The following is a 23,795-nucleotide window of genomic DNA, read 5'->3' on the forward strand; positions in this document are numbered from 1 at the left end:
CAAAAGTTAATGGTTTGTAACAATGAAGGGGAAAACAAAAATGACAATAATAGCTATAGAAAAAGCTACAATTTTAGATGCTGAAAAGTTAACAGAAATAATGACAAAAACATTTGATGAAGAAGCAAAACGATGGCTATGCGGTCAAGGTGATGGTATTGACTATAACATCCAACCACCTGGCTATTCTTCAGTAGAAATGATGAAATATTCGATTGAAGAGCTGGATTGTTACAAAGTGATAATGGATGAAAAAATAATCGGGGGAATTATAGTTACAATCTCCGGTAAGTCATACGGTCGAATTGATCGTATTTTTGTAGATCCTGTTTATCAAGGAAAAGGAATTGGATCACATGTTATTAAATTAATAGAAGAGGAATATCCAAGCATAAGGATTTGGGATCTCGAAACATCTAGTAGACAACTTAATAATCATCATTTTTATAAAAAAATGGGCTATGAAATAACTTTTAAATCTGAAGATGAGTCTTGTTATGTAAAAAGAATAACTGTAGAGTCAGCTGAAGAGAACCTAATAAAAAATAAAGATATGAAAAATAGCCAATACGAAAACTGTAGTCTTGCAAATACAGAGTATTATCAAGTGAATTTAAAAAACGGTTCCTTTGTTGGTAGTAATATGATGAATCTGAAGATGAGTAATTGTAATGTGAGTCAATCAAATTTTAGAAATATAAATTTTAGAAATTCTTCATATGCAGATTTAAATCTTTCTGGTAGTAAATTTGATTTCGTGACTTTAGGTGGAGTTCAATTTAAAGATACAAGTCTCGGAAAAGATAAAGATCCTATTTCATTTAATAGATGTGATTTAGAAGGTAGTACGATTTGTAATAGTAATCTGAAAAATATTGAAATAGAAAATTGTGATATATCCGGTATGAAAATAAATGGTATTCCAATTGAAAATTTACTTGAGTTATATAATAAAGTAAAAAGTTAACCCTGTATGGTGATAAGGTGTTTGTAAATCAGATGCTACGCTGAAATAATTGTGTAAAAATAACATAAAGAAATAATGAAGAGAAGGGCTTTCACCCAGGGTTCTAGAATGAGTTATTGTTATAGATATGGAGGAGAGAAGATATGGGGATCAAAGTAAGAGCGGTAGAAATACAAGATGCTAGAGCAATTCATTGTATATGCATACAAGATGATGTTTTACCTTATATGGTTTTCTTACCTAGCATGCGTGTAGATGCGATGGAAAATAGAATTAGAAATTTAGCGCCAAATCAATTTGAATTTGTTGAAGAGTACGATGGTGAAGTTGTTGGATTTGTTGGGTTAACCCAAAGTCCAGGACGTAGATCTCATTCTGGTGATTTGTTTATAGGGGTAGATAGTGAATATCATAATAAAGGAATTGGAAAAGCTCTTCTTACAAAAATGCTTGATTTGGCTGATAATTGGTTAATGTTAGAGAGAGTAGAATTAGGTGTTTTAGAAACGAATCCGAAAGCGAAATCTCTATATGAAAAATTTGGATTTGTAGAAGAGGGAGTAAAGATAGGGAATTTGAAGGCTCACGGAAAGTTTATTAATGAAATTATGATGAGTCGTTTTAGACCTGATGGTTTAATCGTACATAATGGATAGTGAAAAGCATGACATTATACTGTCATGCTTTTTTGTTAGTTGCGATTCGGCAGTTTTGGTTGCATTAAAAATAATGCTAAACCAATAAAAATAATTGCAATGCCTAGTCCTTGTTGTAAAGAAATCGTTTCGTTTAATATAAAGTACGCTAGTATACAAGTTCCAATCGTTTCTCCTAAAATGCTCATAGAGATAACAGTAGCACTCATCCATTTTAATAACCAATTGAATATGGTTTGACCTAATATCGTTGCAACAAACGCTAAGCCAATAAAACACAACCAAGTTTGCGTAGAGTAATTGATGAAAGATTCTTGCTGCATGTAAGCAAATATACCAAGAAAACAGGCGCTACTTCCATAACTAATTACCGAATATGGTATAAGTGATACATCTTTACGAACATGTTGGCTAATGAAAAAGTAAGCTGTAATAATTCCGGCCGCAATAAACGCTAAAATATCTCCGTATAAAGCTTCTCCGCTAATTTGGAAGTCTTGCCATCCAATGATGCTACTTCCAGAAATAGCGATGAGGCAACCAATAACTGCGCCTTTCGTAAATCTCTCTTTAAATAGAAAATAACCGCCAACCATTGAAAATAAAGGTTGTAACGTTACGATAACTGTAGAACTTGCTACAGAAGTATATTGTAAGGATTCAAACCAAAGTACATAATGTGCTGCCAAAAATAAGCCAGATATGAATCCGAATCCCCATTGTCTCCTTGTTACTGTTTTTAGCTCGCTTCGATTATTTTTATTAAAAAGTAATAAGGGTAACAGAATTAGTGCAGCAAAGAATAAGCGATAAAAAGCAATGATAGCCGCAGGAGCATCGGCTAATTTTACAAAAATCGCTGAAGTTGATAAGGCGAATACGCCGAAAAATAAGATGAAATATGAATGAATAGGTGATTTCACAGTTTGTTCCTCCGATACAATATTTATTATAATGAACTTAATGCGATATAATGTACAAAAGTAAGTATATAAGTCCTTGAGGCGATAGGAAAGAATTATTTGCCTTTGTTTACTATGTCAGCACAAAGGCAATGAAAGATGCAATATGATGGACGAAAGGAAGTTTTACTATGATACATGATAGAATTGGACAAACTGTATTAAGTTATCGTAAGAAAAATAATATGACAATTCGAGAATTTGCTAATTATGCAGGGATTAGTACTTCATTAATTAGTCAAATTGAACGAGGAAATGCGAATCCTTCTTTAAGTGTATTGGAATTAATTGCGAAAGCATTAAATGTTCCACTATTTACACTTTTTATTAATGAGATTGATACAGATTCTCTCATATCTAAGAAAAAAGATCGAAAAAAAGTATATCGGGAAAATAATGATCACATTGTATATGATGTCTTAACACCGGATTTTATGAAGGCGCGTATTGAAATGTTAATGATGGATTTAAATAAACAAGCAAAAACAACGGAAAGTCACTATTCACATGAAGATAAGGAAGAGATTGCTGTTGTTATGAAAGGGGAAGTGTATGTGGAGTTAGAAGGAAAAGAATATTTTTTAGAAGAAGGTGATGTTGTACGTATTCCGCCAAATGTAAAACATCGTTTTTTGAATAAAAGTGATGAATCTAATCATATTTTATTTGTATTGACACCATCTTTAGGATGAGTATAAAGTGATTTTTATTACGGAGGATAGAAAGGAGATCTTTCGATTATTGCTCAATGTAAAAAACAGACAAATGATATTTGGCATGCACATTTCGGACATGTCTTTAAATTTTCATTTAGTTATTTTGATCATATTAAGAGTGCTCCAAAATATAACATTAGAGAAATTCCGATTTGTTATTCATACGTAATGATGTCTAATGAATTGTAAAAAGGGGTTAAATTTAAATTTTTTGTTGATAGTATATTATTTTTATATTTGTAAGATTTTACATACGTATTTTACTTTTACTAATTCTGTAAATAGGCTATACTAAAATACATACATTTTAGTATTGGAGAGAGAAGTAAAACGACATGGAATTAGTGAAATTGGAAAAAGTCATTGAAATAAAGAAAGAAGAACTTTTATATTTAGTATCGGATTACGGAATTCAAGATGAAAAAGTATTGGCATTAAGTCAAGAAATAGACAAATTAATTAATTACTTTATGTTTTTAAAATAAGAAGAACTATGACATGATTTGAAAATGTTATAGTTCTTTTTTATTTGGAAATTCGAATGTATATTCTATATACTAATAATAGATAGAATATTCTGTTTTAGAGTAGGGGGATATATGATATTACATACGTACATTTCAGGCGAAGGAGAACCAATCGTACTGTTACATTCTGGTGGTATGACAGGTTTAGTAGAATATGAAGAGCAGGTAGCTTTTTTTCGAGAAAAAAATTATCAAGTCATTCGTCCTGATTTAAGAGGGCATGGAAAGTCAGGTGGGACATTGGAGAATTATTTCCTAAGTTCCGTAAAGGATTTACATGATACGTTAATGCATTTACGAATTGATAAATGTCATATAGCTGGTGTTTCCTTAGGTGGATTAGTCGCTTTATTATTTGCAAAAAACTATCCAGATAGAGTGAAAACATTAACTTTTTCAGGTATCTTTCCGGTTATGAGAGAAAATTGGGAGGAGTCTCAGGAGTATGAAGCGAAGTGTCATCAGCAATTGATGGAAAATGAAGAGGTTGTAACTTATATGAATCAAATTCATGAAAAAAGTGATTGGAAAGCATTGCTTGAATCGTGGCAAGTTAAAGATTGGTACCCATTCGACGAAACTGGTGATGTAGCTAATCTTCAAGTACCTACACTTTGTATTGCTGGGGGAGATTCAGAAGATGAAGTTGTAGCTGCTACAACGTTCAAACAATTAAACGACAATATTCATATTGCTGTTATTCCGTTTGCTGGTCATTTAGTACATAATGATCAACCGGAAATCTATTCGAATATATTGTCTAATTTCTTACAGAATACGCAAGCTGCTAGTCGAATATAAGGACTTTTGGGTATAATAAGAAAGGAATTATTAATTGTATCGGTTAGGAGCGCAGCACATATGAAAACAGTTGTGGTTATCGGTGGAGGTATAACGGGACTTTCTACTATGTTTTATTTAGAAAAATTGAAAAAGGATAATAATATCGATTTAAATTTAATCCTTGTAGAAAAAGAAGAGTACTTAGGTGGTAAAATCCATAGTGTGGAAGAAAAGGATTTTATTATGGAATCAGGAGCGGATTCTATTGTTGCTCGTAATGAACATGTTATGCCACTTGTAAAAGATTTAAATTTAGAAGAAGAAATGGTGTATAATGAAACAGGTATTTCTTACATATATTCTGATAATATTTTACATCCAATCCCTTCTGATACTATATTTGGGATACCGATGAGTGCCCGATCATTGTTTAGCAGTACGTTAGTATCAACAAAAGGGAAGATTGTTGCTTTAAAAGATTTCATAACGAAAAATAAAGAGTTTACAAAAGATACTCCACTTGCTGTATTTTTAGAAAGCTTTTTAGGGAAAGAATTAGTGGAAAGACAAATTGCTCCGGTGCTTTCAGGTGTATATTCTGGTAAATTGAATGAACTTACTATGGCATCAACATTACCGTATTTACTGGATTATAAAAATAAATATGGAAGTATTATTAAAGGTTTTGAAGAGAATAAAAAACAGTTTCAATCAGCAGGAAACAAAAAATTCGTATCATTTAAAGGTGGACTATCTACGATTATCGATCGTTTAGAAGAAGTGCTGACTGAGACAGTTGTTAAAAAAGGTACTGTAACGACAGCTGTAAGAAAACAAGGTGATCACTATGAAATTTCCTTTGCAAATCATGAATCAATCCAAGCTGATTATGTTGTCTTGGCAGCTCCGCATGATATCGCAGAATCTTTATTACAGTGTAATGAGTTAAATGAGCAGTTTCATACATTTAAAAACTCATCTCTTATAAGCATTTACTTAGGATTTGACATACTAGATGAACAATTACCAGCGGACGGCACAGGATTTATCGTAACGGAAAATAGTGATTTGCATTGTGATGCTTGTACATGGACAAGCCGGAAGTGGAAACATACATCTAAAAAACAAAAGTTATTAGTACGAATGTTTTATAAGAGTACCAATCCAGTATATGAAACGATTAAAAATTATAGTGAAGAAGAATTGGTACGAGTCGCTTTATATGATATTGAAAAGAGTCTTGGAATTAAAGGTGAACCAGAAGTAGTTGAAGTTACAAATTGGAAAGATTTAATGCCGAAATATCATTTAGAACATAACCAAGCGGTTCAAACATTACAAGAAAAAATGACGGATCTTTATTCGAATGTATACTTAGCTGGCGCTTCATATTACGGTGTCGGAATTGGTGCATGTATTGGAAATGGAAAGAACACTGCAAATGAAATAATTGCAACATTAAAGGAACCGTCAAAATAGAATACATATATAAATAAAATGTCCCTCCAATATACTGAAGGGACATTTTATTTATCCCACTTTAATGGGCAGTAAGACCCTCACTGATTAAAGTTTCACTTTATTTCACTTGAATGGAGATTTTTTTATTAGTTGTATTATTCTCAGTAATCGTTAATGTTATATTTCCGGACTCTTTAAATGAATAGGGTGAGAGTTGATAAAGTTCTTTTATACCGTGTTTCTCTTTTAATATATTAGCAGGAAGCAATACTATGTTCGGTTTCCATGATTCTTGTTTACCTGAAGGATAGTTTACTATTATTTCTGGATTATTTAATTGCATTTGTTGCCAAGAGACAAAATGTAGTTCAACTGCTGTATCTTTTTTTAGTAACTCTTCTGAGAAATATCCAAGTTCTCCAATATTACCGAAAACAGTAAAGTTTTGATTTTGAACTTTGATATCTAAATGTTTAGGGTGATATGTTGCTGCGTGATAGATTCCGTAGGAAAGTGAAAGAGTGGCGACGATTAAAATGCTGATTGAAAATGTTTTAAAGCTATTACCTTTAAAACTAGTCATCATGAATGAGTTGGGGACGAATTTTTTTGCAAATAAAAATATGAGTAATATGAGCAAGAGGGATAAGCCGATGAATATATACATAGGAAATTTACACCTCCGCAATAAAGTTATAACTATATTTTACCATAAATGTATGGGTTAGGGTGTTGTTTTAGAAGGGAAAAGTGAGCAAGGAATCGAATTTATAAGACATATTATTAGGAGCGGAGTGATGGAAATAATACAATTAATTTTAAAACTAGAGAATAAAGAGATGATCATAGTATTTTGATTATCTCTTTATTCTCTAGTCATATAAAAGTAAGAAGGGTTACTCTTAGTTCGTATTGAATTAAGAGAATAAGCTTCTCTTGAAATATTTGATTAATGGGACATTAAGGACTTTCCTAATTTAAAATATTTTTTCTGCTATAATGAATGAGTAGAAAGAAAGGAATGATTCTATGGCATTTCCTATATTAGAAACTGAACGTTTGCGTTTAGTTGAAATAGAACAATCTTATTGTCAAAAAATATATGAAATCTTTTCGTTGGATGAGGTAACATGTTATTACGGTATGAATTCTTTTACGGAGTTTGGACAAGCTTCACGTATGATTGAATCTTTTTCAAAAAATTATTTCGAGAAAAAGGCGATACGATGGGGGATTGTATTAAAAGAAACAAATACTTTAGTAGGTACAATTGGGTTAAATAATTTACAACTATGGAGTAAACGATCTGAAATTGGATATGATTTACATCCTCATTATTGGGGGAATGGTTATGCTTCAGAAGCGGCCGGGGAAATTATTCGTTATGGATTTCAAGATTTAGGCTTATTTAGAATTGGAGCTATTACATACCCTGAAAATGTTACTTCTTGCAAAATGTTATCTAAAATAGGCTTTCATAAGGAAGGGTTATTACGTGGATATATTCATCAAGGAAATAAGCAACATGATGCACTGCTGTATTCTATAGTTCGAACAGATGTAGAGGATATAAATGTATAACAAAAAACCCCTCTTTTAAAAGAGGGGTTAAGTAAAAGTTAACCTAACTTAGGTAATAAACGTTCTCCGCTTTTCATGCTACTTTTACATAAAGGGCATTTAGGCTCTTCTTCAAATGAAAAGTTCTTTCTCATCCATCCTAAACAATCCTCTGCTTCACATTCCCAAACAGGGGTTTGTTCTGGTGGTACTTCTGCTACATCGTTCTTTCGATTGCGATACATGTAACCACTCCTTTTATGTAAAAAATTTTAGTTATATATTAAAAAGGTTGTTAACCGTGCTGGTAACAACCTTTTTATTGTTTGAATTATAGCTTTACAACGTTTTTTGCTTGAGGTCCACGGTTACCGTCTTCAACTTCGAAGCTAACTTCTTGACCTTCGTCAAGAGATTTGAAGCCGTCGCCAGTGATAGCTGAGAAGTGAACGAATACGTCGTTACCGCCTTCAACTTCGATGAAACCGAAACCTTTTTCGCTGTTAAACCATTTTACTTTACCTGTTAATGTCATGGTAATGCCTCCTAAAATTTAAAAAGATTACAATATGATCGGCCTTATTTGAATGAAAAATAAAAGTTCACATATTATCAAAAACCCATAAGGAGTATAAAATGTTCCTGATTGATACTTGATAATATGCAAAGAAAATATATTGTTAAATTGACCTTAATTACTATCTTACAACAAATGGTGGGAAATAGCAAGTGCTGGTAATACCAGTGAATAATCTTGGTGATAATAGTAAAACGCACAAAGTCATCTCTTTTATTTATATATTATGCCTAATTTGGTTTTATGCTAAACAGAGAACATTTTTTGGAACTTTGTATTATAGAAACGATATATAGTATTGATATATTTGTTATGGAGGCGAGAATATTGCAATTTACTCAATTTAAAATAATTGAAGCAGCTAAAGAAGGAAGAAGAAAAGTTCATCCCGTATTCGCTGTTATACTTGCAATTGTATTTTTAACTTTAGGTGAATTGTTTATGTTATTTATGCTGTTTTTGCCGAAAGCAAAAACACTTTTAATGAAGGCAATTTATAGTGATATTGAGATGATATTGACGTTTGGTGGGGCTATATTTTTTGTTTTTTTATGGATTAGATTGGTAGAGAAAAGATCAATTTCATCCATTGGCTTTTGGAGAAACGAGTGGATTAGAAAATATTTGAGAGGTGCATTATTAGGTTTTCTTTTCATTTCAATACCAGTCTTACTACTTTTAATAACAGGAAATGTACAACTAGAAATGCAAAGGATTACACCGACTGCTATACTTGGAATTGCAGGATCTTTAGTTGCTTTTTTAATACAAGGCGCAACAGAAGAAATCGTTGTTCGAGGCTGGTTATTTCCAGTCCTTTCTGTTAGGAGCCGTATATGGATCGGGATTGTTGTTACTTCTTTTTTATTTGGTTTTCTTCATTTACTAAATCCAGGTATTACAATTCTTTCAATATCGAATATAATATTAGTTGGTGTATTTACAGCTTTTTACGTTTTGAAGGACAGTAGTCTCTGGGGGATATGCGCATGGCATTCGTTGTGGAATTGGGCACAATTCAATATTTATGGTTTTGCAGTAAGTGGAATGGCAATGTATTCTACACCACTTTTTAAACCTGTAACAAACGGATCGGAATTCCTTCATGGAGGTTCGTTCGGGATTGAGGGGAGTATCATAACGACAATATTGCTTTCGATCGCTTCAATTGTTTTATGGAGACAGTTATGGGGGAGAAAAGTGAAGCAAAGAGATTAACTTAATGAAGGTGGGAGAAATTATGGGGATTATAGCGTTTGAGGGAGCAAGTGCCGTTGGTAAGAGCACTACGTGTCGTGAGTTAGAAAAAAATTATGGTGCTTACATTATACCTGAAGTGAATGTATTATTTGAAAGACCAAAAAACGAACATAGAACATGGTATTTTGAAAAACAAGTAGAGCGTTGGAAAATAGCAGTGCAGAAGTCAGAGCAATATGAATTAGTAATACTTGATGGCGATATTTATCAGCCTCTTAGTTATAATTGGTGTTTCCATTTTGATATATTTGATCAGCCATTATCTTTAATAGAAAACTTTTATAAAGAAAGGCTGATCAATAAGGAAATTGGTTTTCCTGATCAATATTTTTATTTATATACAAATGATGAAGAACTGAGAAAACGGAAAGAATCTGACGAGACTAAAAGAAGAAGAAACTTTGAAAAACATTTACATATATCAAAATCGTTTCAACGTTATTATGAAAATTTAAATACCGTTACAGACGGGTACTGTAAATTAATTGAGGCAAAAAGTATAAAGTCGAATGAATTAGAAATTGTGAAAAGTTTAAACAGTATAAAAGTGTGTGAAGAGAGACGTTTTGATGTTTCGAGGTTAGATGCTATTACGAAGTGGTTAAAAGAAAATCATGCATAAAAAGAACGAGTCCCCTATAGGGGACTCGTTCTTTTTATGCATGTTGAATATGTGAGTGCGTTTCATAAATTGTTTTTAAAATTTGTAAGTTTGCTTGTTCATTTTTATGAATAGCATTTTTATATTTGGGTAAGAAGAGTTGAGAGGGATAAGCTGGGAGTTCACCGCAAATATCAATACCATAGATAGATTTATTCATAATAAGAGAATGAATAAATTGTAAAAGTGTAGATAATTGCATGTTCCCTTGATCCCAATTGGTAATAGTAACTTTTGGATCTAAAACATCCTTATCAAGGCTTACATATATTGTTTCTGTATGAATATGTGAAAGTATTGTATGTATGGACACTTCATGTGTTATATCTATCGGAAAAACTTCTACGTATGAACAATCATTAGAATGAATTGTTAGAGAAGAAGGTCCAATAATGATTACTTTCTTTAAATTATCATTATTTCGAAGAGAAAATGAAACCCAAGATCCACAGGAAATAAGAGTCTGTTCATTCGCTTCCTTTAAGTTCATATCAGTATGATGATCAAATAGTATAAGGGTAAAAGGTTTGTCTATTTCTTCTAATAATAAATAAGATACATAATGATAATTTCCAGAACCTATAAAAGTAATCCCTTTATTCTTTCTACGATTTAGTGCCCTTTTGATATGCATTAAAGAAGTGTTTTCGCAATATAGATTTGAGTGCTCTAAATAACTAAAATCAATATCTTCATGTGAATAAGAATGAAGTTTATTTTGTAATAAGTATGTATCATCAAAGTTTAAAAAAGTTAAACCGCTATACAATAAACTCATATTTATTCATCTCCTTTATATGTAGGCTAGCATATATTTTTATGAATTTAAAACGAAATGCTTAGAGGTGGATGTGCATTTGAAAAAGATGGGGAATTTTTACAGAATAATCTTTCAATTTATAAAGAAAAGAAATATAATATGAGGAAATATATATGTGGTTGAGGAAATAGAGACTATGTAATAAATGAAAATGAGACTTGAAATGGAATTGAGAAAAAAGTAGGTAAAGATTAACTTACCTGCAAAGGCTCAGTTAATTCAACGAATAATTAATTTTTTAAGTTATTATTTGTGAAAGGGGAATTAACGTAGGTATGAAAAAGATTATTATTTCAGATCTTGATGGGACTTTATTAAGAAGTGATAAAACAATTTCAGAGAAATCTATAAATATTTTAAGGGCATGTAAAAATAATGGAGACGAATTGATTTTTGCTACAGCAAGGCCGCCAAGAGCTATAAAACAGTATATCCCCAACGTGTTAAAGAGTGAGATTATAATTTGTTATAACGGGGCTTTAGTTCTTAAAGGTAATGATATTTTATATGAAATGAAGATTTCTAAAAATAACATTTTAGAAATTATAGAAATAGCAAAAAAGTATCATCTTCATGAGATTTGTCTTGAAATAGGTGATAAGTTGTATTCAAATTTTGATGTTACTGATTATTTCGGTAATGTACCGTGTGAAATTATGGATGTAAGAGATTTGGACTTTGAAAAAGCCTCTAAAGCAATTATTTGTACTAAAGGTCCAATAAACAAGGAATTCATTAAAGAATTGCCTGACGAATGCAAGGCAGTCATTACAGACGACGGAACATTGTGCCAAATTATGCATGCAGATGTTTCAAAATGGAATAGTATTCAATATGTTCTACAGCACTTAAATCGAGACGTCTCTGAAGTAATTGCCTTTGGAGATGACTACAATGATATGGAAATGATAGAGAAGTGTGGGGTTGGTGTAGCGATGAGCAACGCTGTTGAGGAATTAAAGGCAGTCGCTAAATTTATTGCTAAAAGTAACGATGAGGATGGAGTTGCTATATTTTTAGAAAGTGAAAGTTATGTTTATATAAAATAGTATGAAAAAATAAATTGAGGTAGGTTGTGAAAAAAGAGATGCTATATCTGTTTTTGATAAACAGATATTATGAATGGGGCATGTGGGAGGAAACAAGTAAGATGAAAACATTATTTAAAATAATAGGTATTATAGCTGGTATGGCAGTAATCGGCGTAGGTGTAACATATGGTATGCTGTATTATTTGAATAATAGTAAACCAGCTGCGAAAAAGGTATCACCAGCCGCGCCGGCTGCAGAAGTACTAGCTGATAGCAATGTAAAAGCTGAAGATGCAAAGCTTTTAGAAAATGGCAATCATTCATTACCGAATAGTGGTTTTAATAAAAATTTTAAATGGACAGATGAAAATATACAGACAGCATTACATGAAATGGCACATCAAAAAACGAAAGCTGATCAAAAGTGGGGTTATATTTTTATTACACAAGAACGAATTGAAAGTTTGCTTGATATTGTAAAGAGTAATGATCTTGTACAAGGAAATACATATGCAGACATTTTAGAGAGGTGGAAACAAGGGAAATATGAAAAGATGGACGCGGATCACAATAAGGTTTGGAAACTACAAAGCGGGAATTTAGGTGAAGGTAAAGGAGTAATGTCAGAAGCGGAACAAAAAGAATTAATTAATCAAGTGTTTATGCAAAAAGGTACCTATTCAGGCAGTAAATTAATTGCAGGTGGAGGACAGACTAATAAATAAGATAATGTTGGAGGAGAGTAATTGCTTTTTAGGCAGTTACTCTTTTTTGTGTGCACTTTTTAGTTTTTCTCTAGTAAGGAAAGAAACGATTGTAAAACGGGTGAAATCCATCTAGATTTATGATAGATTACATGGCTTTGAATAATTGCTGGTGTTTCAATAGGATGAAAATAGAGTTGCTCTTTTTCACAACTTTCTTGTACAACGATGTAAGGAAGAATTGAAATTCCTAACTCACACATGACAGATTGTTTAATGACTTCAACATTGGAAGTTTCAAAGGTTTTAGCTGGAATATTTCCGCTTTGACGTAAAAACCGATCTACCATCGGTCTATAGCCGCAGCTTTGTTCTGTAAAGATAAATTGTGTATCATTTAGTAAACGAAATGGATTAGAGTGTGTAGCGTAATGGGGAGGTAAAATCCACCCAAATACCTCATTACAAAAAGTACGCGTAATAAAATCATTATGTTCCATACTTTCTCCAATTATGAAAATAACATCTGTTTCTCCTTCACGTAGCTTATTCATTGCTTGTTCGTTTGTAGTTGTTTCCAGTACGATATTTACTTTCGGATTCTCCTGTTTGTACATACGTAATAATTGTGGTAATCGGTACACGGCTAATGATTCGTTAGATGTAATTGTTAATGTTCCCTCTAATTTATCACCATTTTGAGGGATTTCTTGCGCCTTTTCATAAATGGCTAGTAATTCTAGAGCATAAGGATGAAATTGATGACCTGCTTTTGTAAGAAGTACTTTTTTCCCTAATCGATCAAAAAGAGGGAGGTGTAAATCGTTTTCTAATGCTTTCATATGCGCTGTTACAGTAGATTGCGCATAACCTAACGCATGAGCTGCTTTAGAAAAATTACCATACTTAACGATGGCACAAAAAGTTTTAACATGTCTCATTTCCATAAGCGATCCCTCTTTTATTATCATGATTTGTGAATGATTATATCACATATTTCAATTTTCCAAATGATTAAATTCTTTATAAAATGAAATTATAGAAATATTCATTTAAGTTATATTGGAGGAGAAATGATGATCAATAAGGGCTATCATGTAGCTGTAGTTGGTGCTACAGGTGCAGTTGGACAGAAAATTATTGAACTGTTAGAGAAAGAAACTAATTTTAATATTGTTGAAGTTACATTACTTTCGTCAAAACGAACAGCTGGTAAGGTAGTACAGTTTCAAGGACGAGAGATAATAATACAAGAGGCTAAAGCAACTAGCTTTGAAGGAGTAGATATTGCCTTTTTTAGTGCAGGAGGAGAAGTTTCAAAACGATTTGTTAATCATGCAGTGTCTAGTGGTGCAATCGTAATTGATAACACGAGTGAATACCGAATGGCGCGCGATGTACCGCTCGTTGTTCCAGAAGTAAATGCACACACATTAAAGGAGCATAACGGTATCATAGCAGTTCCGAATTGTTCAGCATTACAGATGGTAACAGCTCTTCAGCCAATACGAAAATTATTTGGTTTAGAACGAATTATCGTTTCAACGTATCAAGCTGTATCAGGATCAGGAATTCATGCAATTCAAGAATTAAAAGAACAGGCTAAGTCAATGCTTGCAGCTGAAGAGGTTAAAAGTACGATATTACCTGTGAAAAAAGATAAAAAGCATTATCCAATTGCATTTAATGTACTGCCACAAGTAGATATATTTACAGATAATGATTATACATTTGAAGAAGTAAAAATGATTCAAGAAACAAAGAAAATTTTGGAGGATCAAAACTTGAAAATGGCAGCAACTTGTGTGCGTGTTCCAGTTGTTTCAGGACATTCAGAATCTGTTTATATTGAGCTTGAAAAAGAAGCGACCGTTGCAGAAATAAGAGAAGTACTGCTAGATGCACCAGGTGTTATATTACAAGATAATCCTAATGAACAGCTGTATCCAATGCCGTTATATGCAGAAGGGAAAATAGACACATTTGTCGGGAGAATTAGAAAAGATCCTGATACGCCAAAAGGGTTCCATCTTTGGATTGTTTCCGATAATTTATTAAAAGGTGCTGCTTGGAACTCAGTTCAAATTGCAGAAACGTTGGTGGAGGAAGGGATTATATAGTAAATTAAAAACTAGGAAACTGTAAATGGCTACAGTTTCCTAGTTTTTAATTTATAATTGTTTTCTTTATTCAAGCCAAATTTGATTTGAAAGACAGTAAAAAACATCAAGAATGAATAAAGTCCTTTTAGTATGATATGGATATAATCAATGCGAGGGGGAAATGTGATGTATGAAGTAAAGGGGTATTTTTCATCATTAAAAGGAAGTTATTATGATATCGGAAAGCAACAAGGAGAGTTTGTGAAAAATCATCCATATCTTATTCCGCAATTCATACAACAAGAACATATAGTATCAGATAACTATTGGACAGAATCTAGAAATATATTACATCAATATTGTCCTGGAATTAATGAAGAAATTGAAGGTTTTTGTGAAGTGTTGAAAATTCCTGCTAAACATATGATGTATTATTATCAAACATTATTAAAAGCAGGATGTAGTCATTGTGTCGTGTTACCTAAAAAAACAGATGCAAAGCACACATATGTACTAAGAAATTATGATTTGTCTCCAAAAATAGATGATATGCGTTTTTGCTCAACACATGTTGAAGGTGCATATGTGCATAGTGGCTTTTCTACTCAATATTTTGGTCGAACAGAAGGAGTTAACGAGCATGGGTTATCTGTTACATTTTCAGCATGCGGTCAACCAGTAGGAAATATTGAAGGTTTACGAAAGCCAGTGGTAAGTGGTTTACAATGTTTTGCGGTAATTCGCGTGTTATTGGAGAGATGCAAAAATGTGCAAGAGGCTAAGTCACTAATAGAAGAAATTCCGATTGCTAGTAATATTAATCTAATCGTAGCAGATCCATTAGACGCAGCACGTATTGAAATATTTGACGGATATAAATTAATAACTTCAATTGATGAGGAAAGCCAAAATTTTATCGTATCAACAAACCATGCGATTAGTTTACCTATTCAAAAATTGAATAATAGAAGATTAGAACAATCAACAAACAGATATCACACATTGTATGAATATTTAAATGAAAATGAACTAGTGAGTATGGAGTCTTTAAAAGGATTAGTAGAAAAAGAGTATCCTACTGGGCTGACAGTACACAATTATGAAGAATGGTTTGGAACTTTGCATTCTGTCTTATGTGATTTACATAATCGCACAATGAATATTTGTTTTGGATCTCCGCTTTTCAATGACTGGTACTCATTGAAAGTTGGAGAAAGTCTATCTTTTTCTGAGGTGAATGTGAACTTTAAAAATAAAACGTATGCTGACTTTTGGAGAGAAGAGCGTTATTAATTGATTCCAAAAAGAGCAATGGGGTAATATGGTAATAGCAAGGCCTACATACGGGAGGGAATGCCATTGCTAAAAGTTATATTACCGATTGTTCTTATCTTATTTGTTGCCGTTTCAATGTATATTACTTATGAAAAAAGAAAAAAAGCAGGGGTAAAAGGATTGAAGAGTGCGTTAACTTCAATTTGTTTCTTTACATTAGCAATCTTAAATTTGTTTGCATATTGGTTTAACTTAAGCGGGATTTTTATTTGGTTCATTTCAATTGTTTTATTGCTAGTTGGAGCATATTTTACGAAATATATTCCAATATCTAAAAAGGTACATTGACATTTATATGAGTTTAAATATTTTGTTTTGAAAAGAGATGATTCTACTAAGTCGTTGTGAAACGGGTTCATAGGATCATCTCTTTTGTTCGTTTAGCTTTGTAAAGAATGCACCGTTCTTTTTAGTTGCTCAATAAACTCTCGAGTTGCAGCACACATATATTTATCTTTTCTATAAATAAGTCCTATTTCTATTGTTGGAGTAGGATTTTCTATTTTAATAGCCCGAATGTTTTTATTTTGTAAAAAGTCTATATATGGTTTTGGTAACACTGTAATTCCCATTCCTTTTGAAACCATTTGGATTAAAGATTCCATCGTACTAATTTCTAAAATTGGTTTTGGTTTAAAGTTGAATTTTTGACAATGAGATGTAAATAGTTCGGTTAAAAAGAAATTTTTAGGTAAAAGAATGAAAGGGGAGTTCTGTAATTCAGCAATAGATACATGATTACGTTCAGCTAATCGATGACCGGTTGGTACGACTAATGTAAGTTCACTTTTGTATAAGGGGATAGAAATAATCTCCTTATCTTGCACTGGGAGAAATGTAATGCCAAAGTCTAGTTCATTTTGCAATAATTTTTCACGAATATCTCCGGTGCGAAGCCCTAATACAGAAAGTTCTATATTGGGATATAAATGATTGAAATTTAAAATAGCTGGTGGTAGTAAGTAATTTACGACGGTTAACAAAGAACCAATTGTTAAGGTACCTTGCTGTAATCCGTTTAAATCTTGAATAGCAGAACGAGCTTGTTCGATTTCATGAAAAATGGTTTTACTATGTAATAATAAAATCCTTCCTGCATCAGTTAAAGATATCTTTTTACCAATGCGATCGAAAAGCGGCACTCCTACTTCATGTTCTAATGCACGTATTTGCTGACTGAGAGAAGGTTGTGAAATATTTAGTTTCTCAGCTGCTTTTGTGAAATGCAATTCTTTTGAAACAGCTAAAAAATATTCAAGTTGTCGTAATTCGATTGGAATCACCTCAAGTTTAATGATAGGTTATACCTATCATTATTATATAAATAATTGGATTGAACAATGATTTTCCGGGTTTTATAATCAACTTTATATTACAGAGGTAATAGTGAAAACAAAATTGAGAGTGAAAAGTCATGTTACACCTTTAAAGGAGGAAATATAATGGGTAATGAATATCAATTATTATCTTTAAATATAGGGTTGCCAAAAGAGGTTACATACGGCGGAAAGGTAATTCATACAGGCATAAATAAAAAACAAATAAAGGAACCGGTGTTTTTATCCTTTGTGAAATTTAATGGGGACGGCCAGGCGGATTTGGTTCATCATGGCGGAGTAGATAAAGCAGTGTGCGTATATTCGGCGGAACATTATGACTACTGGGAAAAAGAGTTGAATCAAGGTCTTGTATATGGAGCATTCGGAGAAAATATAACAATTAGTGATATGCGTGAAGAGGATGTTTGTATTGGTGATACATTTCAAATTGGAGAAGCAATTGTGCAAGTAACGCAGCCAAGACAACCTTGTTTTAAATTAGCAAAGAAATACAATATTCCAAAGTTACCATTATATTTTCAAGAAACAGGATATACAGGGTTTTATTTTCGTGTATTAGAAGAAGGTTGGGTATCACCTGTTGATACATTAAAGTTAATAAAGTCTGATCCAAAAGGTATTACAGTAGCATTTGCTAATCGTATTATGCATAAGGAAAAACAAAATATGGAAGGGTTAAAAAGGGTCTTAGAAGTACGTGCGCTTTCTACAAGTTGGAGAAATACATTTGAAAAGCGAATGAGGGGAGAAGAAATTAATACGAAGGAGAGACTAGAAGGAAAAAAATAATAAAAAATATTTTTTTATAAATGGTGTATTTCTATGAGTAAAAACGAAGTAGAAAGCACTATTTTTATATAATAAACTTATTAATATTCGATAATCTTAATATTTTTTTATTCGACTTATTTTCGAATAGTCAAAACATAAAATTAATTAGACTCTTTTTTTATATTTTATGATAGTATATTGATTGGTAAGACCTATTACATTAAGAGCAGGTCATATAACTAAATCTAATTTGATGGAATTAACGTATGGAGGGACAACATGGGGAATGTTGAAATTTTTAAAAAACTTCTTTTAGCAGAACCGAAAAGAGAGCAGTTATTTCCTTTATTTGAAGAAGTGTTTGGAATTACAATTCAAACGTTGAATGATTTTTCAGAGAGAGGTTATTGGGACGATACATACAAAGCTTTATCATTTTTACATGATGATAAAGCGATTGCAAATGTTGCGGTATTTTCGCTACCATTGCTAGTAAATGGTGAAAGAATAAATGCAGCGGGCATTCAATCGGTAATGACACACCCTAATTTTCGAAGACAAGGACTCATGACACAATTAATGAGTAAAATGATAGAAGAAATCGATAAGAAATGTGAATGTACATTATTGTTTACAGAAAAACCTGAACTATATGCATCATTTGGGTTTAAAGTTGTGCAGGAGTATTTAATGACTATTCTATATAATAAAAAGAATAATAATGATTCTTTACTTAGAAAGTTAGATTATTATATGGAAGAGGATAGAAAGTTAATACATGAAACTATTGATAGTAGCCAAAGACTTTCAAATAATTTTTCAACATTAAACTTCCATCCTTCGTTTTATTTGAATATATATGATTCGGAATGGAATGAGAAATTGTATTATTCAGAGAAACTAGATGCTCTAATTGTGTATGAAGTAGATAATGAAAAGTTGAAATTATATGGAGTATTCGCACCAGTAATTCCAGTTTTAGATGAAATATGTGAGGAAATCGCCGAAAGGTTTACAGAAATCGAATTTTACTTCTCTCCAGATCAATTAGGGATTGAGGATGTACAGTTTACAGAATTACAGTCTAGTAAGTATTTAATGGTTCGAAGTAATAAAGAGTTAGATTTTAAAGGTTATAAATTCCCAGTATTAGCGGAGTTTTAAATATTTGTATAAAGGTTTTATTATGGAGGAACTATGAATATATCATATATACCTAAACATGTTGAGCAGCTCACTATAATGAATGTCCCTGAATATTATAAAATTAATGACAAGCAGGCGTTTATTGTCCGTTCGAAAGCAGAAACAGATTTTTGGCTTAAAACACATTATGGTTTTGAAGTCATGAATGGTCATGTATTTTATAATGAAATGATGACAGACTTTCAAGCTGAAGTACAATTGTGTATGAATCCAAATTCAAAATACGATCAAGCAGGTCTTTTTGTTATGATTTCGGAAAAGTGTTGGTTGAAAACTTCATTAGAGTATATTCCAGATGGTCCTTCTCATTTAGGAGCTGTCGTAACGAATAATGGATATTCTGATTGGTCAACACAAGACTTTCCAACAGAATTAGCTAACGAGCAACTTCGTTTTCGAATTGTTCGTAAACGTGGCGATTATATAATATATGTAAAAAAAAGCTGTCAATGGGAACAAATAAGAATCGCTCATTTGATGGAGGATATAGGGAATGCACCTGTTAAAATAGGTTTTTACACGTGTAGTCCTTCTAAAAACAATGGATTTGAGACTGAGTTTTTAGATTTTACAATTGAAGAGATATAGATGAAAAACCGTATTCTTTCTACTTAAGAATACGGTTTTTCTATTTGCGTAATACAAAGCACATTTATTGACCAGAAAGTCATAAATGCTTATCATTTAATAATGTTAAATATTAATTTACATAATATAATAGGAATAAGAAAGAAATTACAAACTAAATCGTTTAAATAAGGAGGGTATGAATTATTAAATGGTAATTTCATAGGAAAAAGGAGATTATGTATGAAATCATTTCGCAAGTTATTACAGTATTTAAAACCATACATGTTCTTCGCTATTATTGGACCGCTATTTATGGTACTTGAGGTTGCGATGGACTTAATTCAACCGACTATTATGCAACATATTATTGATGTTGGGATAGCAAACCGTGATTTGAATTATGTAATAAAAATGGGGCTTCTTATGATAGGAGCTGCAGCACTCGGTTTAGTTGGAGGACTTGGGTGCATGATGTATTCTACAAAAGCAGCAGTTAATTTCGCTACAGACATACGAAAAGATGTATTTGCGAAAATAGAAACATTTTCTAGTGAAAATCGTGATTCATTTGGAACTGGGAAATTATTAACGATTGTGACAAATGATATTACTTCAATTCAATCGGCGATGACGATGACATTACGTGTTCTTGTTCGTGGTCCTTTGTTATTTATCGGAAGTATAATAATTGTTTTTGTAACAGCACGTGAGTTATTTCCTATATTACTCGTAGTCGTTCCAATTTTATTGCTTGCGATTATATTTATTGCAAGTAAAGCGAGCGGAACGTTCAAAAAAGTGCAAGAAGCATTAGATAAAGTGAATACAAAGTTGCAAGAAAATTTATCTGGTGTACGTGTTATTAAAGCGTATGTAAGACAAAAATATGAAATCACTCAGTTTGGAAAAGTAAATACAAATTTAACGAAGATAAATATTCGAGCAGTGCAGCTTATTTCTTTAATGATGCCAATCATTATGTTAGTTGTAAGCGGCGGGATTGTCGCAACATTATGGATCGGTGGAGAAAAAGTATTTAATGGAACGCTTCAAGTAGGAGCTATATTAGCGTTTATTAACTATTTGAATATTATTTTAATGTCACTTATGTCTATCAGTATGGTATTTATGCAAATCGCGCGAGCATTTCCGTCTGCGGATCGTGTACAGCAAGTTTTAAATACTGAGGTTGATATTAAGAGTGAAACAAATGCGCTTGTACCTAAGAAAATTGAGGGGCAAATTGACTTTAAAAATGTTAGTTATAGTTATACGAAAAATAATGAATATGTTTTAAAAGATATTTCATTTCGCATATGTAAAGGTGAAAAGATAGGGATTATCGGTTCTACAGGGAGTGGTAAATCTACTTTAGCAAAACTGTTACCGCGTTTATATGATGTTGATCAAGGTGAAATATGCATTGATGGAATAAATGTTAAGGCGTATGATTTACAAAAACTTCGTGCTTCTATAGGATTTGTGCCTCAAAAGGCATTGTTGTTTTCAGGTAGCATAGAAGAGAACTTACGTTATGGTAAAGAAGATGCAACGAAGGAGGAACTTGAAGTAGCAGCTTCAGCAGCTTGTGCGACTGAGTTTATTAATAAGCTAGAAGATTCATATCAATATCATTTAACACAAGGTGCAACGAATTTATCAGGCGGACAAAAACAACGTGTATCAATTGCAAGGGCACTTGTGAGAAAGCCATCTATTCTTATATTAGATGATTCTACATCTGCAGTAGATGCTAAATCAGAATCTAACATTCAATCGGCATTAAGAACAGAATATAAAGGAACAACAACATTATTAATTGCCTCTAAAATTTCATCTATAATAGATGCTGATAAAATTCTCGTTTTAGATAACGGTGAATTAGTAGGTGATGGTACACATGAAGAGCTGTTAGAACAATGTGAGGTATATCAAGAAATCTATCTTTCCCAAGGTGGTAATTTATATAAAGAAGGTGGGAAAGAACATGCGTAATTTCCAAGGGCAGTTTGCAAATAAAGGTGGGCGTAACGCGCCTAAGATGGGTAAAGCTAAAAATACAAAAGGAACTGTAATGAGAATATGGAACTATATGGGCTATCAAAAGGCTGCTCTTACGTTCGTTATATTTTTAGTATTTATTACGACATTACTTGGGTTATTAGGTCCGTATTTAATGGGAGTAATTATCGATCAATATATTGTACCGAAAGATTTAAGCGGTACGGCGAGAATGTGTTTGTTACTTATCGCGATTTATGGTGTAACAGTATTGTTAACATGGTTACAAACATTTGTTATGGTTAACGTTGCATTAAAAACGATACAAAAAATACGACAAGATATTTTCGAGAAAATCCAAACGCTTTCTTTACGGTTCTTTGATGTACGTTCTCAAGGGGATTTAATGAGTCGTGTGACAAATGATATAGATAATTTGAATCAAGCGTTAACTCAAAGTGTTGTACAAATTATTTCATCAGCATTAACCTTTATAGGTGTAACAATTGCGATGTTCGCATTAGATTGGATTTTAGCAATTGTTACACTAATTACAGTACCTATTATGTTTTTCGTTACAAAAAAATTAGTTGCTTATAGTGGTAAAAACTTTGCAAAGCGTCAAAAAGATTTAGGAGAATTAAATGGTTTTATTGAGGAAGCTATAACTGGAGCGGATGTTACAACGTTATACGGGAAAGAAAAAGAAACCGTAGAAAATTTCAATAAAATTAATGAACAACTAAGAATGTCTGCTACGAAGGCGGATACATTTTCAGCTTTTATTTTTCCAAGTATGAACTTTATAAATAACTTAGGTATGGGGCTTGTAATTGGGACTGGATCAGTAATGGTTTTAAATGGAATGACAACAGTAGGTGTCATTGCAGCTTTTATTAATTATTCTCGTCAATTCTCAAGACCACTCAGTCAATTCGCAACTTTAATGAATACGATTCAAGCGGCAGTTGCTGGTGGAGAACGTGTCTTTGAAATTATGGATGAAGTACCAGAAATCCAAAATAAAAAAGATGCGTTCATGGTACAAAATTTACAAGGACATGTTGAGCTTGAGAATGTTACATTCGGTTATGAGGAAAATAAAACGATTTTAAAAGAAGTGAGTCTTAAGGCACAGCCAGGAGAGACAATTGCTTTAGTTGGTCCCACAGGATCGGGTAAAACAACAATCATTAATTTACTAACTCGCTTTTACGATATACAACAAGGGCAAATTCATATCGACGGAAAAAATATAAAAGATTATGATATAAATTCGTTACGAAGTAAAATAGGGGTAGTTTTACAAGATACGTATTTATTTGCTGGGACAATTATGGATAATATCCGTTATGGTCGATTAGATGCTAGCGATGAAGAAGTAATTCATGCAGCTAAGGCAGCATCTGCGCATTCTTTTATAAAGCATTTGCCGAATCAATATGAAACAAAAATTGCATCAGAAGGATCGAATTTAAGTCAAGGACAAAAACAACTTCTTGCGATTGCAAGGGCAATTTTAGCAGATGCAGATATATTAATTCTTGATGAAGCAACATCTAATATTGATACGAGAACAGAATTACAAATTCAAGAAGGACTAAACAATTTAATGAGAGGTCGAACAAGTTTCGTAATCGCTCATCGATTGAAAACGATTGAAAAAGCAGATCAAATCCTTGTTATAAAAGATGGAAGTATTATGGAAAGAGGGAATCATGAATCTCTTATGGAAGATAGAGGTTTTTACTTTGATCTGTATACGAGTCAGTTTAAAATTTAATA

The 23,795-nt window shown here is 32.3% G+C and carries 26 protein-coding genes; 19 read left to right on the forward strand and 7 right to left on the reverse strand.

Going from position 1 to position 23,795, the window contains the following annotated elements:
- The first annotated feature begins 40 nt into the window (after positions 1–40).
- Both ACZ76X_RS17285 and ACZ76X_RS17290 read left to right on the forward strand, forming a co-directional pair.
- On the forward strand, positions 41–967 hold the full coding sequence (locus ACZ76X_RS17285; RefSeq protein ID WP_479851135.1) for a GNAT family N-acetyltransferase: 927 nt from the start codon (positions 41–43) through the stop codon (positions 965–967).
- 143 nt (positions 968–1,110) lie between these two features.
- On the forward strand, positions 1,111–1,623 hold the full coding sequence (locus ACZ76X_RS17290) for a GNAT family N-acetyltransferase (protein WP_479851136.1): 513 nt from the start codon (positions 1,111–1,113) through the stop codon (positions 1,621–1,623).
- Positions 1,624–1,658: 35 nt separating this feature from the next.
- Here the strand turns inward: ACZ76X_RS17290 and ACZ76X_RS17295 are convergent, their stop codons facing one another.
- Complete coding sequence (locus ACZ76X_RS17295) at positions 1,659–2,546, reverse strand: DMT family transporter (RefSeq protein WP_479851137.1); 888 nt, start codon at positions 2,544–2,546, stop codon at positions 1,659–1,661.
- Between the two features lie 170 nt (positions 2,547–2,716).
- On the opposite strand from ACZ76X_RS17295, the gene ACZ76X_RS17300 reads away from it, so the two are divergent.
- The 4 genes from ACZ76X_RS17300 to ACZ76X_RS17315 all read left to right on the forward strand — a co-directional run bounded on the left by ACZ76X_RS17300 (position 2,717) and on the right by ACZ76X_RS17315 (position 6,090).
- Entirely contained in the window at positions 2,717–3,277 is a 561-nt protein-coding gene (locus ACZ76X_RS17300) for a helix-turn-helix domain-containing protein (RefSeq protein WP_098670068.1), read from the forward strand.
- A 359-nt stretch (positions 3,278–3,636) separates the two neighbouring features.
- Entirely contained in the window at positions 3,637–3,786 is a 150-nt protein-coding gene (locus ACZ76X_RS17305) for a Spo0E family sporulation regulatory protein-aspartic acid phosphatase (RefSeq protein ID WP_479851138.1), read from the forward strand.
- A gap of 114 nt (positions 3,787–3,900) precedes the next feature.
- Positions 3,901–4,629: an alpha/beta fold hydrolase gene (locus tag ACZ76X_RS17310; RefSeq protein WP_479851139.1), complete on the forward strand. Its 729-nt coding sequence runs from the start codon at positions 3,901–3,903 to the stop codon at positions 4,627–4,629.
- A 60-nt stretch (positions 4,630–4,689) separates the two neighbouring features.
- Positions 4,690–6,090 (forward strand): protoporphyrinogen oxidase, encoded by a 1,401-nt coding sequence (locus ACZ76X_RS17315; protein ID WP_479851140.1) that lies wholly within the window; start codon positions 4,690–4,692, stop codon positions 6,088–6,090.
- 100 nt (positions 6,091–6,190) lie between these two features.
- Here the strand turns inward: ACZ76X_RS17315 and ACZ76X_RS17320 are convergent, their stop codons facing one another.
- Complete coding sequence (locus ACZ76X_RS17320; RefSeq protein ID WP_479851141.1) at positions 6,191–6,739, reverse strand: hypothetical protein; 549 nt, start codon at positions 6,737–6,739, stop codon at positions 6,191–6,193.
- Positions 6,740–7,101: 362 nt separating this feature from the next.
- On the opposite strand from ACZ76X_RS17320, the gene ACZ76X_RS17325 reads away from it, so the two are divergent.
- Complete coding sequence (locus ACZ76X_RS17325) at positions 7,102–7,653, forward strand: GNAT family N-acetyltransferase (RefSeq protein ID WP_479851142.1); 552 nt, start codon at positions 7,102–7,104, stop codon at positions 7,651–7,653.
- Positions 7,654–7,691: 38 nt separating this feature from the next.
- Here ACZ76X_RS17325 and ACZ76X_RS17330 read toward each other — a convergent pair whose 3' ends face one another.
- Both ACZ76X_RS17330 and cspD read right to left on the reverse strand, forming a co-directional pair.
- Entirely contained in the window at positions 7,692–7,877 is a 186-nt protein-coding gene (locus tag ACZ76X_RS17330) for a cold-shock protein (RefSeq protein ID WP_000286198.1), read from the reverse strand.
- A gap of 86 nt (positions 7,878–7,963) precedes the next feature.
- A complete protein-coding gene (gene cspD, locus ACZ76X_RS17335) occupies positions 7,964–8,167 on the reverse strand; it encodes a cold-shock protein CspD (RefSeq protein ID WP_000176368.1) in 204 nt (67 codons plus the stop codon).
- A 369-nt stretch (positions 8,168–8,536) separates the two neighbouring features.
- Here cspD and ACZ76X_RS17340 point away from each other — a divergent pair, with 369 nt between their 5' ends.
- Positions 8,537–9,427 (forward strand): CPBP family intramembrane glutamic endopeptidase, encoded by an 891-nt coding sequence (locus ACZ76X_RS17340; protein WP_479851143.1) that lies wholly within the window; start codon positions 8,537–8,539, stop codon positions 9,425–9,427.
- Between the two features lie 4 nt (positions 9,428–9,431).
- The gene (locus ACZ76X_RS17345) at positions 9,432–10,091 is read left to right on the forward strand and encodes a nucleoside/nucleotide kinase family protein (RefSeq protein ID WP_479851144.1); all 660 of its coding nucleotides are present in this window, start codon (positions 9,432–9,434) and stop codon (positions 10,089–10,091) included.
- Between the two features lie 34 nt (positions 10,092–10,125).
- Here the strand turns inward: ACZ76X_RS17345 and ACZ76X_RS17350 are convergent, their stop codons facing one another.
- Positions 10,126–10,908, reverse strand: a complete 783-nt coding sequence (locus ACZ76X_RS17350) for an arginase family protein (protein WP_479851145.1) — start codon at positions 10,906–10,908, stop codon at positions 10,126–10,128.
- Between the two features lie 317 nt (positions 10,909–11,225).
- Here ACZ76X_RS17350 and ACZ76X_RS17355 point away from each other — a divergent pair, with 317 nt between their 5' ends.
- Positions 11,226–11,999: an HAD family hydrolase gene (locus tag ACZ76X_RS17355; protein ID WP_479851146.1), complete on the forward strand. Its 774-nt coding sequence runs from the start codon at positions 11,226–11,228 to the stop codon at positions 11,997–11,999.
- 101 nt (positions 12,000–12,100) lie between these two features.
- Entirely contained in the window at positions 12,101–12,706 is a 606-nt protein-coding gene (locus ACZ76X_RS17360; protein WP_098670059.1) for a PRK06770 family protein, read from the forward strand.
- A gap of 59 nt (positions 12,707–12,765) precedes the next feature.
- Here ACZ76X_RS17360 and ACZ76X_RS17365 read toward each other — a convergent pair whose 3' ends face one another.
- Positions 12,766–13,656: a LysR family transcriptional regulator gene (locus ACZ76X_RS17365; RefSeq protein WP_479851147.1), complete on the reverse strand. Its 891-nt coding sequence runs from the start codon at positions 13,654–13,656 to the stop codon at positions 12,766–12,768.
- A 105-nt stretch (positions 13,657–13,761) separates the two neighbouring features.
- Between ACZ76X_RS17365 and ACZ76X_RS17370 the strand changes: the two genes are divergently transcribed.
- The 3 genes from ACZ76X_RS17370 to ACZ76X_RS17380 all read left to right on the forward strand — a co-directional run bounded on the left by ACZ76X_RS17370 (position 13,762) and on the right by ACZ76X_RS17380 (position 16,410).
- Positions 13,762–14,805 carry an aspartate-semialdehyde dehydrogenase gene (locus ACZ76X_RS17370; protein WP_479851177.1) on the forward strand — a complete coding sequence of 348 codons (1,044 nt, stop codon included), beginning with the start codon at positions 13,762–13,764 and terminating at the stop codon, positions 14,803–14,805.
- Between the two features lie 168 nt (positions 14,806–14,973).
- Positions 14,974–16,080: a C45 family autoproteolytic acyltransferase/hydolase gene (locus ACZ76X_RS17375; RefSeq protein WP_479851148.1), complete on the forward strand. Its 1,107-nt coding sequence runs from the start codon at positions 14,974–14,976 to the stop codon at positions 16,078–16,080.
- A gap of 66 nt (positions 16,081–16,146) precedes the next feature.
- Entirely contained in the window at positions 16,147–16,410 is a 264-nt protein-coding gene (locus tag ACZ76X_RS17380) for a hypothetical protein (RefSeq protein WP_479851149.1), read from the forward strand.
- Between the two features lie 92 nt (positions 16,411–16,502).
- Here the strand turns inward: ACZ76X_RS17380 and ACZ76X_RS17385 are convergent, their stop codons facing one another.
- A complete protein-coding gene (locus ACZ76X_RS17385; RefSeq protein WP_479851150.1) occupies positions 16,503–17,405 on the reverse strand; it encodes a LysR family transcriptional regulator in 903 nt (300 codons plus the stop codon).
- A 159-nt stretch (positions 17,406–17,564) separates the two neighbouring features.
- Here ACZ76X_RS17385 and ACZ76X_RS17390 point away from each other — a divergent pair, with 159 nt between their 5' ends.
- The 5 genes from ACZ76X_RS17390 (at position 17,565) to ACZ76X_RS17410 (ending at position 23,793) form a co-directional block, all read left to right on the forward strand.
- Positions 17,565–18,251 carry an MOSC domain-containing protein gene (locus tag ACZ76X_RS17390; RefSeq protein WP_479851151.1) on the forward strand — a complete coding sequence of 229 codons (687 nt, stop codon included), beginning with the start codon at positions 17,565–17,567 and terminating at the stop codon, positions 18,249–18,251.
- 261 nt (positions 18,252–18,512) lie between these two features.
- Entirely contained in the window at positions 18,513–19,397 is an 885-nt protein-coding gene (locus ACZ76X_RS17395) for a GNAT family N-acetyltransferase (RefSeq protein ID WP_479851152.1), read from the forward strand.
- A gap of 33 nt (positions 19,398–19,430) precedes the next feature.
- Positions 19,431–20,027 carry a DUF1349 domain-containing protein gene (locus ACZ76X_RS17400; RefSeq protein ID WP_098670051.1) on the forward strand — a complete coding sequence of 199 codons (597 nt, stop codon included), beginning with the start codon at positions 19,431–19,433 and terminating at the stop codon, positions 20,025–20,027.
- A gap of 222 nt (positions 20,028–20,249) precedes the next feature.
- Positions 20,250–22,004 carry an ABC transporter ATP-binding protein gene (locus ACZ76X_RS17405; RefSeq protein WP_479851153.1) on the forward strand — a complete coding sequence of 585 codons (1,755 nt, stop codon included), beginning with the start codon at positions 20,250–20,252 and terminating at the stop codon, positions 22,002–22,004.
- Positions 21,997–23,793 carry an ABC transporter ATP-binding protein gene (locus tag ACZ76X_RS17410; protein ID WP_479851154.1) on the forward strand — a complete coding sequence of 599 codons (1,797 nt, stop codon included), beginning with the start codon at positions 21,997–21,999 and terminating at the stop codon, positions 23,791–23,793. The genes ACZ76X_RS17405 and ACZ76X_RS17410 overlap by 8 nt, the downstream gene beginning before the upstream one ends.
- The last annotated feature ends 2 nt before the right edge of the window (positions 23,794–23,795 follow it).

It is taken from the genome of Bacillus sp. BC05(2025) (genome assembly GCF_056725905.1).

What these genes read in the sequence shown, in the direction of transcription:
- ACZ76X_RS17360 (WP_098670059.1), top strand. Translation starts at nt 12,101, where the DNA reads ATGAAAACATTATTTAAAATAATAGGTATTATAGCTGGTATGGCAGTA.
- ACZ76X_RS17300 (WP_098670068.1), top strand. Translation starts at nt 2,717, where the DNA reads ATGATACATGATAGAATTGGACAAACTGTATTAAGTTATCGTAAGAAA.
- ACZ76X_RS17405 (WP_479851153.1), top strand. Translation starts at nt 20,250, where the DNA reads ATGAAATCATTTCGCAAGTTATTACAGTATTTAAAACCATACATGTTC.
- cspD (WP_000176368.1), bottom strand. Translation starts at nt 8,167, where the DNA reads ATGACATTAACAGGTAAAGTAAAATGGTTTAACAGCGAAAAAGGTTTC.
- ACZ76X_RS17320 (WP_479851141.1), bottom strand. Translation starts at nt 6,739, where the DNA reads ATGTATATATTCATCGGCTTATCCCTCTTGCTCATATTACTCATATTT.
- ACZ76X_RS17395 (WP_479851152.1), top strand. Translation starts at nt 18,513, where the DNA reads ATGGGGAATGTTGAAATTTTTAAAAAACTTCTTTTAGCAGAACCGAAA.
- ACZ76X_RS17330 (WP_000286198.1), bottom strand. Translation starts at nt 7,877, where the DNA reads ATGTATCGCAATCGAAAGAACGATGTAGCAGAAGTACCACCAGAACAA.
- ACZ76X_RS17355 (WP_479851146.1), top strand. Translation starts at nt 11,226, where the DNA reads ATGAAAAAGATTATTATTTCAGATCTTGATGGGACTTTATTAAGAAGT.
- ACZ76X_RS17400 (WP_098670051.1), top strand. Translation starts at nt 19,431, where the DNA reads ATGAATATATCATATATACCTAAACATGTTGAGCAGCTCACTATAATG.
- ACZ76X_RS17375 (WP_479851148.1), top strand. Translation starts at nt 14,974, where the DNA reads ATGTATGAAGTAAAGGGGTATTTTTCATCATTAAAAGGAAGTTATTAT.
- ACZ76X_RS17370 (WP_479851177.1), top strand. Translation starts at nt 13,762, where the DNA reads ATGATCAATAAGGGCTATCATGTAGCTGTAGTTGGTGCTACAGGTGCA.
- ACZ76X_RS17390 (WP_479851151.1), top strand. Translation starts at nt 17,565, where the DNA reads ATGGGTAATGAATATCAATTATTATCTTTAAATATAGGGTTGCCAAAA.
- ACZ76X_RS17305 (WP_479851138.1), top strand. Translation starts at nt 3,637, where the DNA reads ATGGAATTAGTGAAATTGGAAAAAGTCATTGAAATAAAGAAAGAAGAA.
- ACZ76X_RS17325 (WP_479851142.1), top strand. Translation starts at nt 7,102, where the DNA reads ATGGCATTTCCTATATTAGAAACTGAACGTTTGCGTTTAGTTGAAATA.
- ACZ76X_RS17365 (WP_479851147.1), bottom strand. Translation starts at nt 13,656, where the DNA reads ATGATAATAAAAGAGGGATCGCTTATGGAAATGAGACATGTTAAAACT.
- ACZ76X_RS17345 (WP_479851144.1), top strand. Translation starts at nt 9,432, where the DNA reads ATGAAGGTGGGAGAAATTATGGGGATTATAGCGTTTGAGGGAGCAAGT.
- ACZ76X_RS17350 (WP_479851145.1), bottom strand. Translation starts at nt 10,908, where the DNA reads ATGAGTTTATTGTATAGCGGTTTAACTTTTTTAAACTTTGATGATACA.
- ACZ76X_RS17410 (WP_479851154.1), top strand. Translation starts at nt 21,997, where the DNA reads ATGCGTAATTTCCAAGGGCAGTTTGCAAATAAAGGTGGGCGTAACGCG.
- ACZ76X_RS17285 (WP_479851135.1), top strand. Translation starts at nt 41, where the DNA reads ATGACAATAATAGCTATAGAAAAAGCTACAATTTTAGATGCTGAAAAG.
- ACZ76X_RS17290 (WP_479851136.1), top strand. Translation starts at nt 1,111, where the DNA reads ATGGGGATCAAAGTAAGAGCGGTAGAAATACAAGATGCTAGAGCAATT.
- ACZ76X_RS17310 (WP_479851139.1), top strand. Translation starts at nt 3,901, where the DNA reads ATGATATTACATACGTACATTTCAGGCGAAGGAGAACCAATCGTACTG.
- ACZ76X_RS17315 (WP_479851140.1), top strand. Translation starts at nt 4,690, where the DNA reads ATGAAAACAGTTGTGGTTATCGGTGGAGGTATAACGGGACTTTCTACT.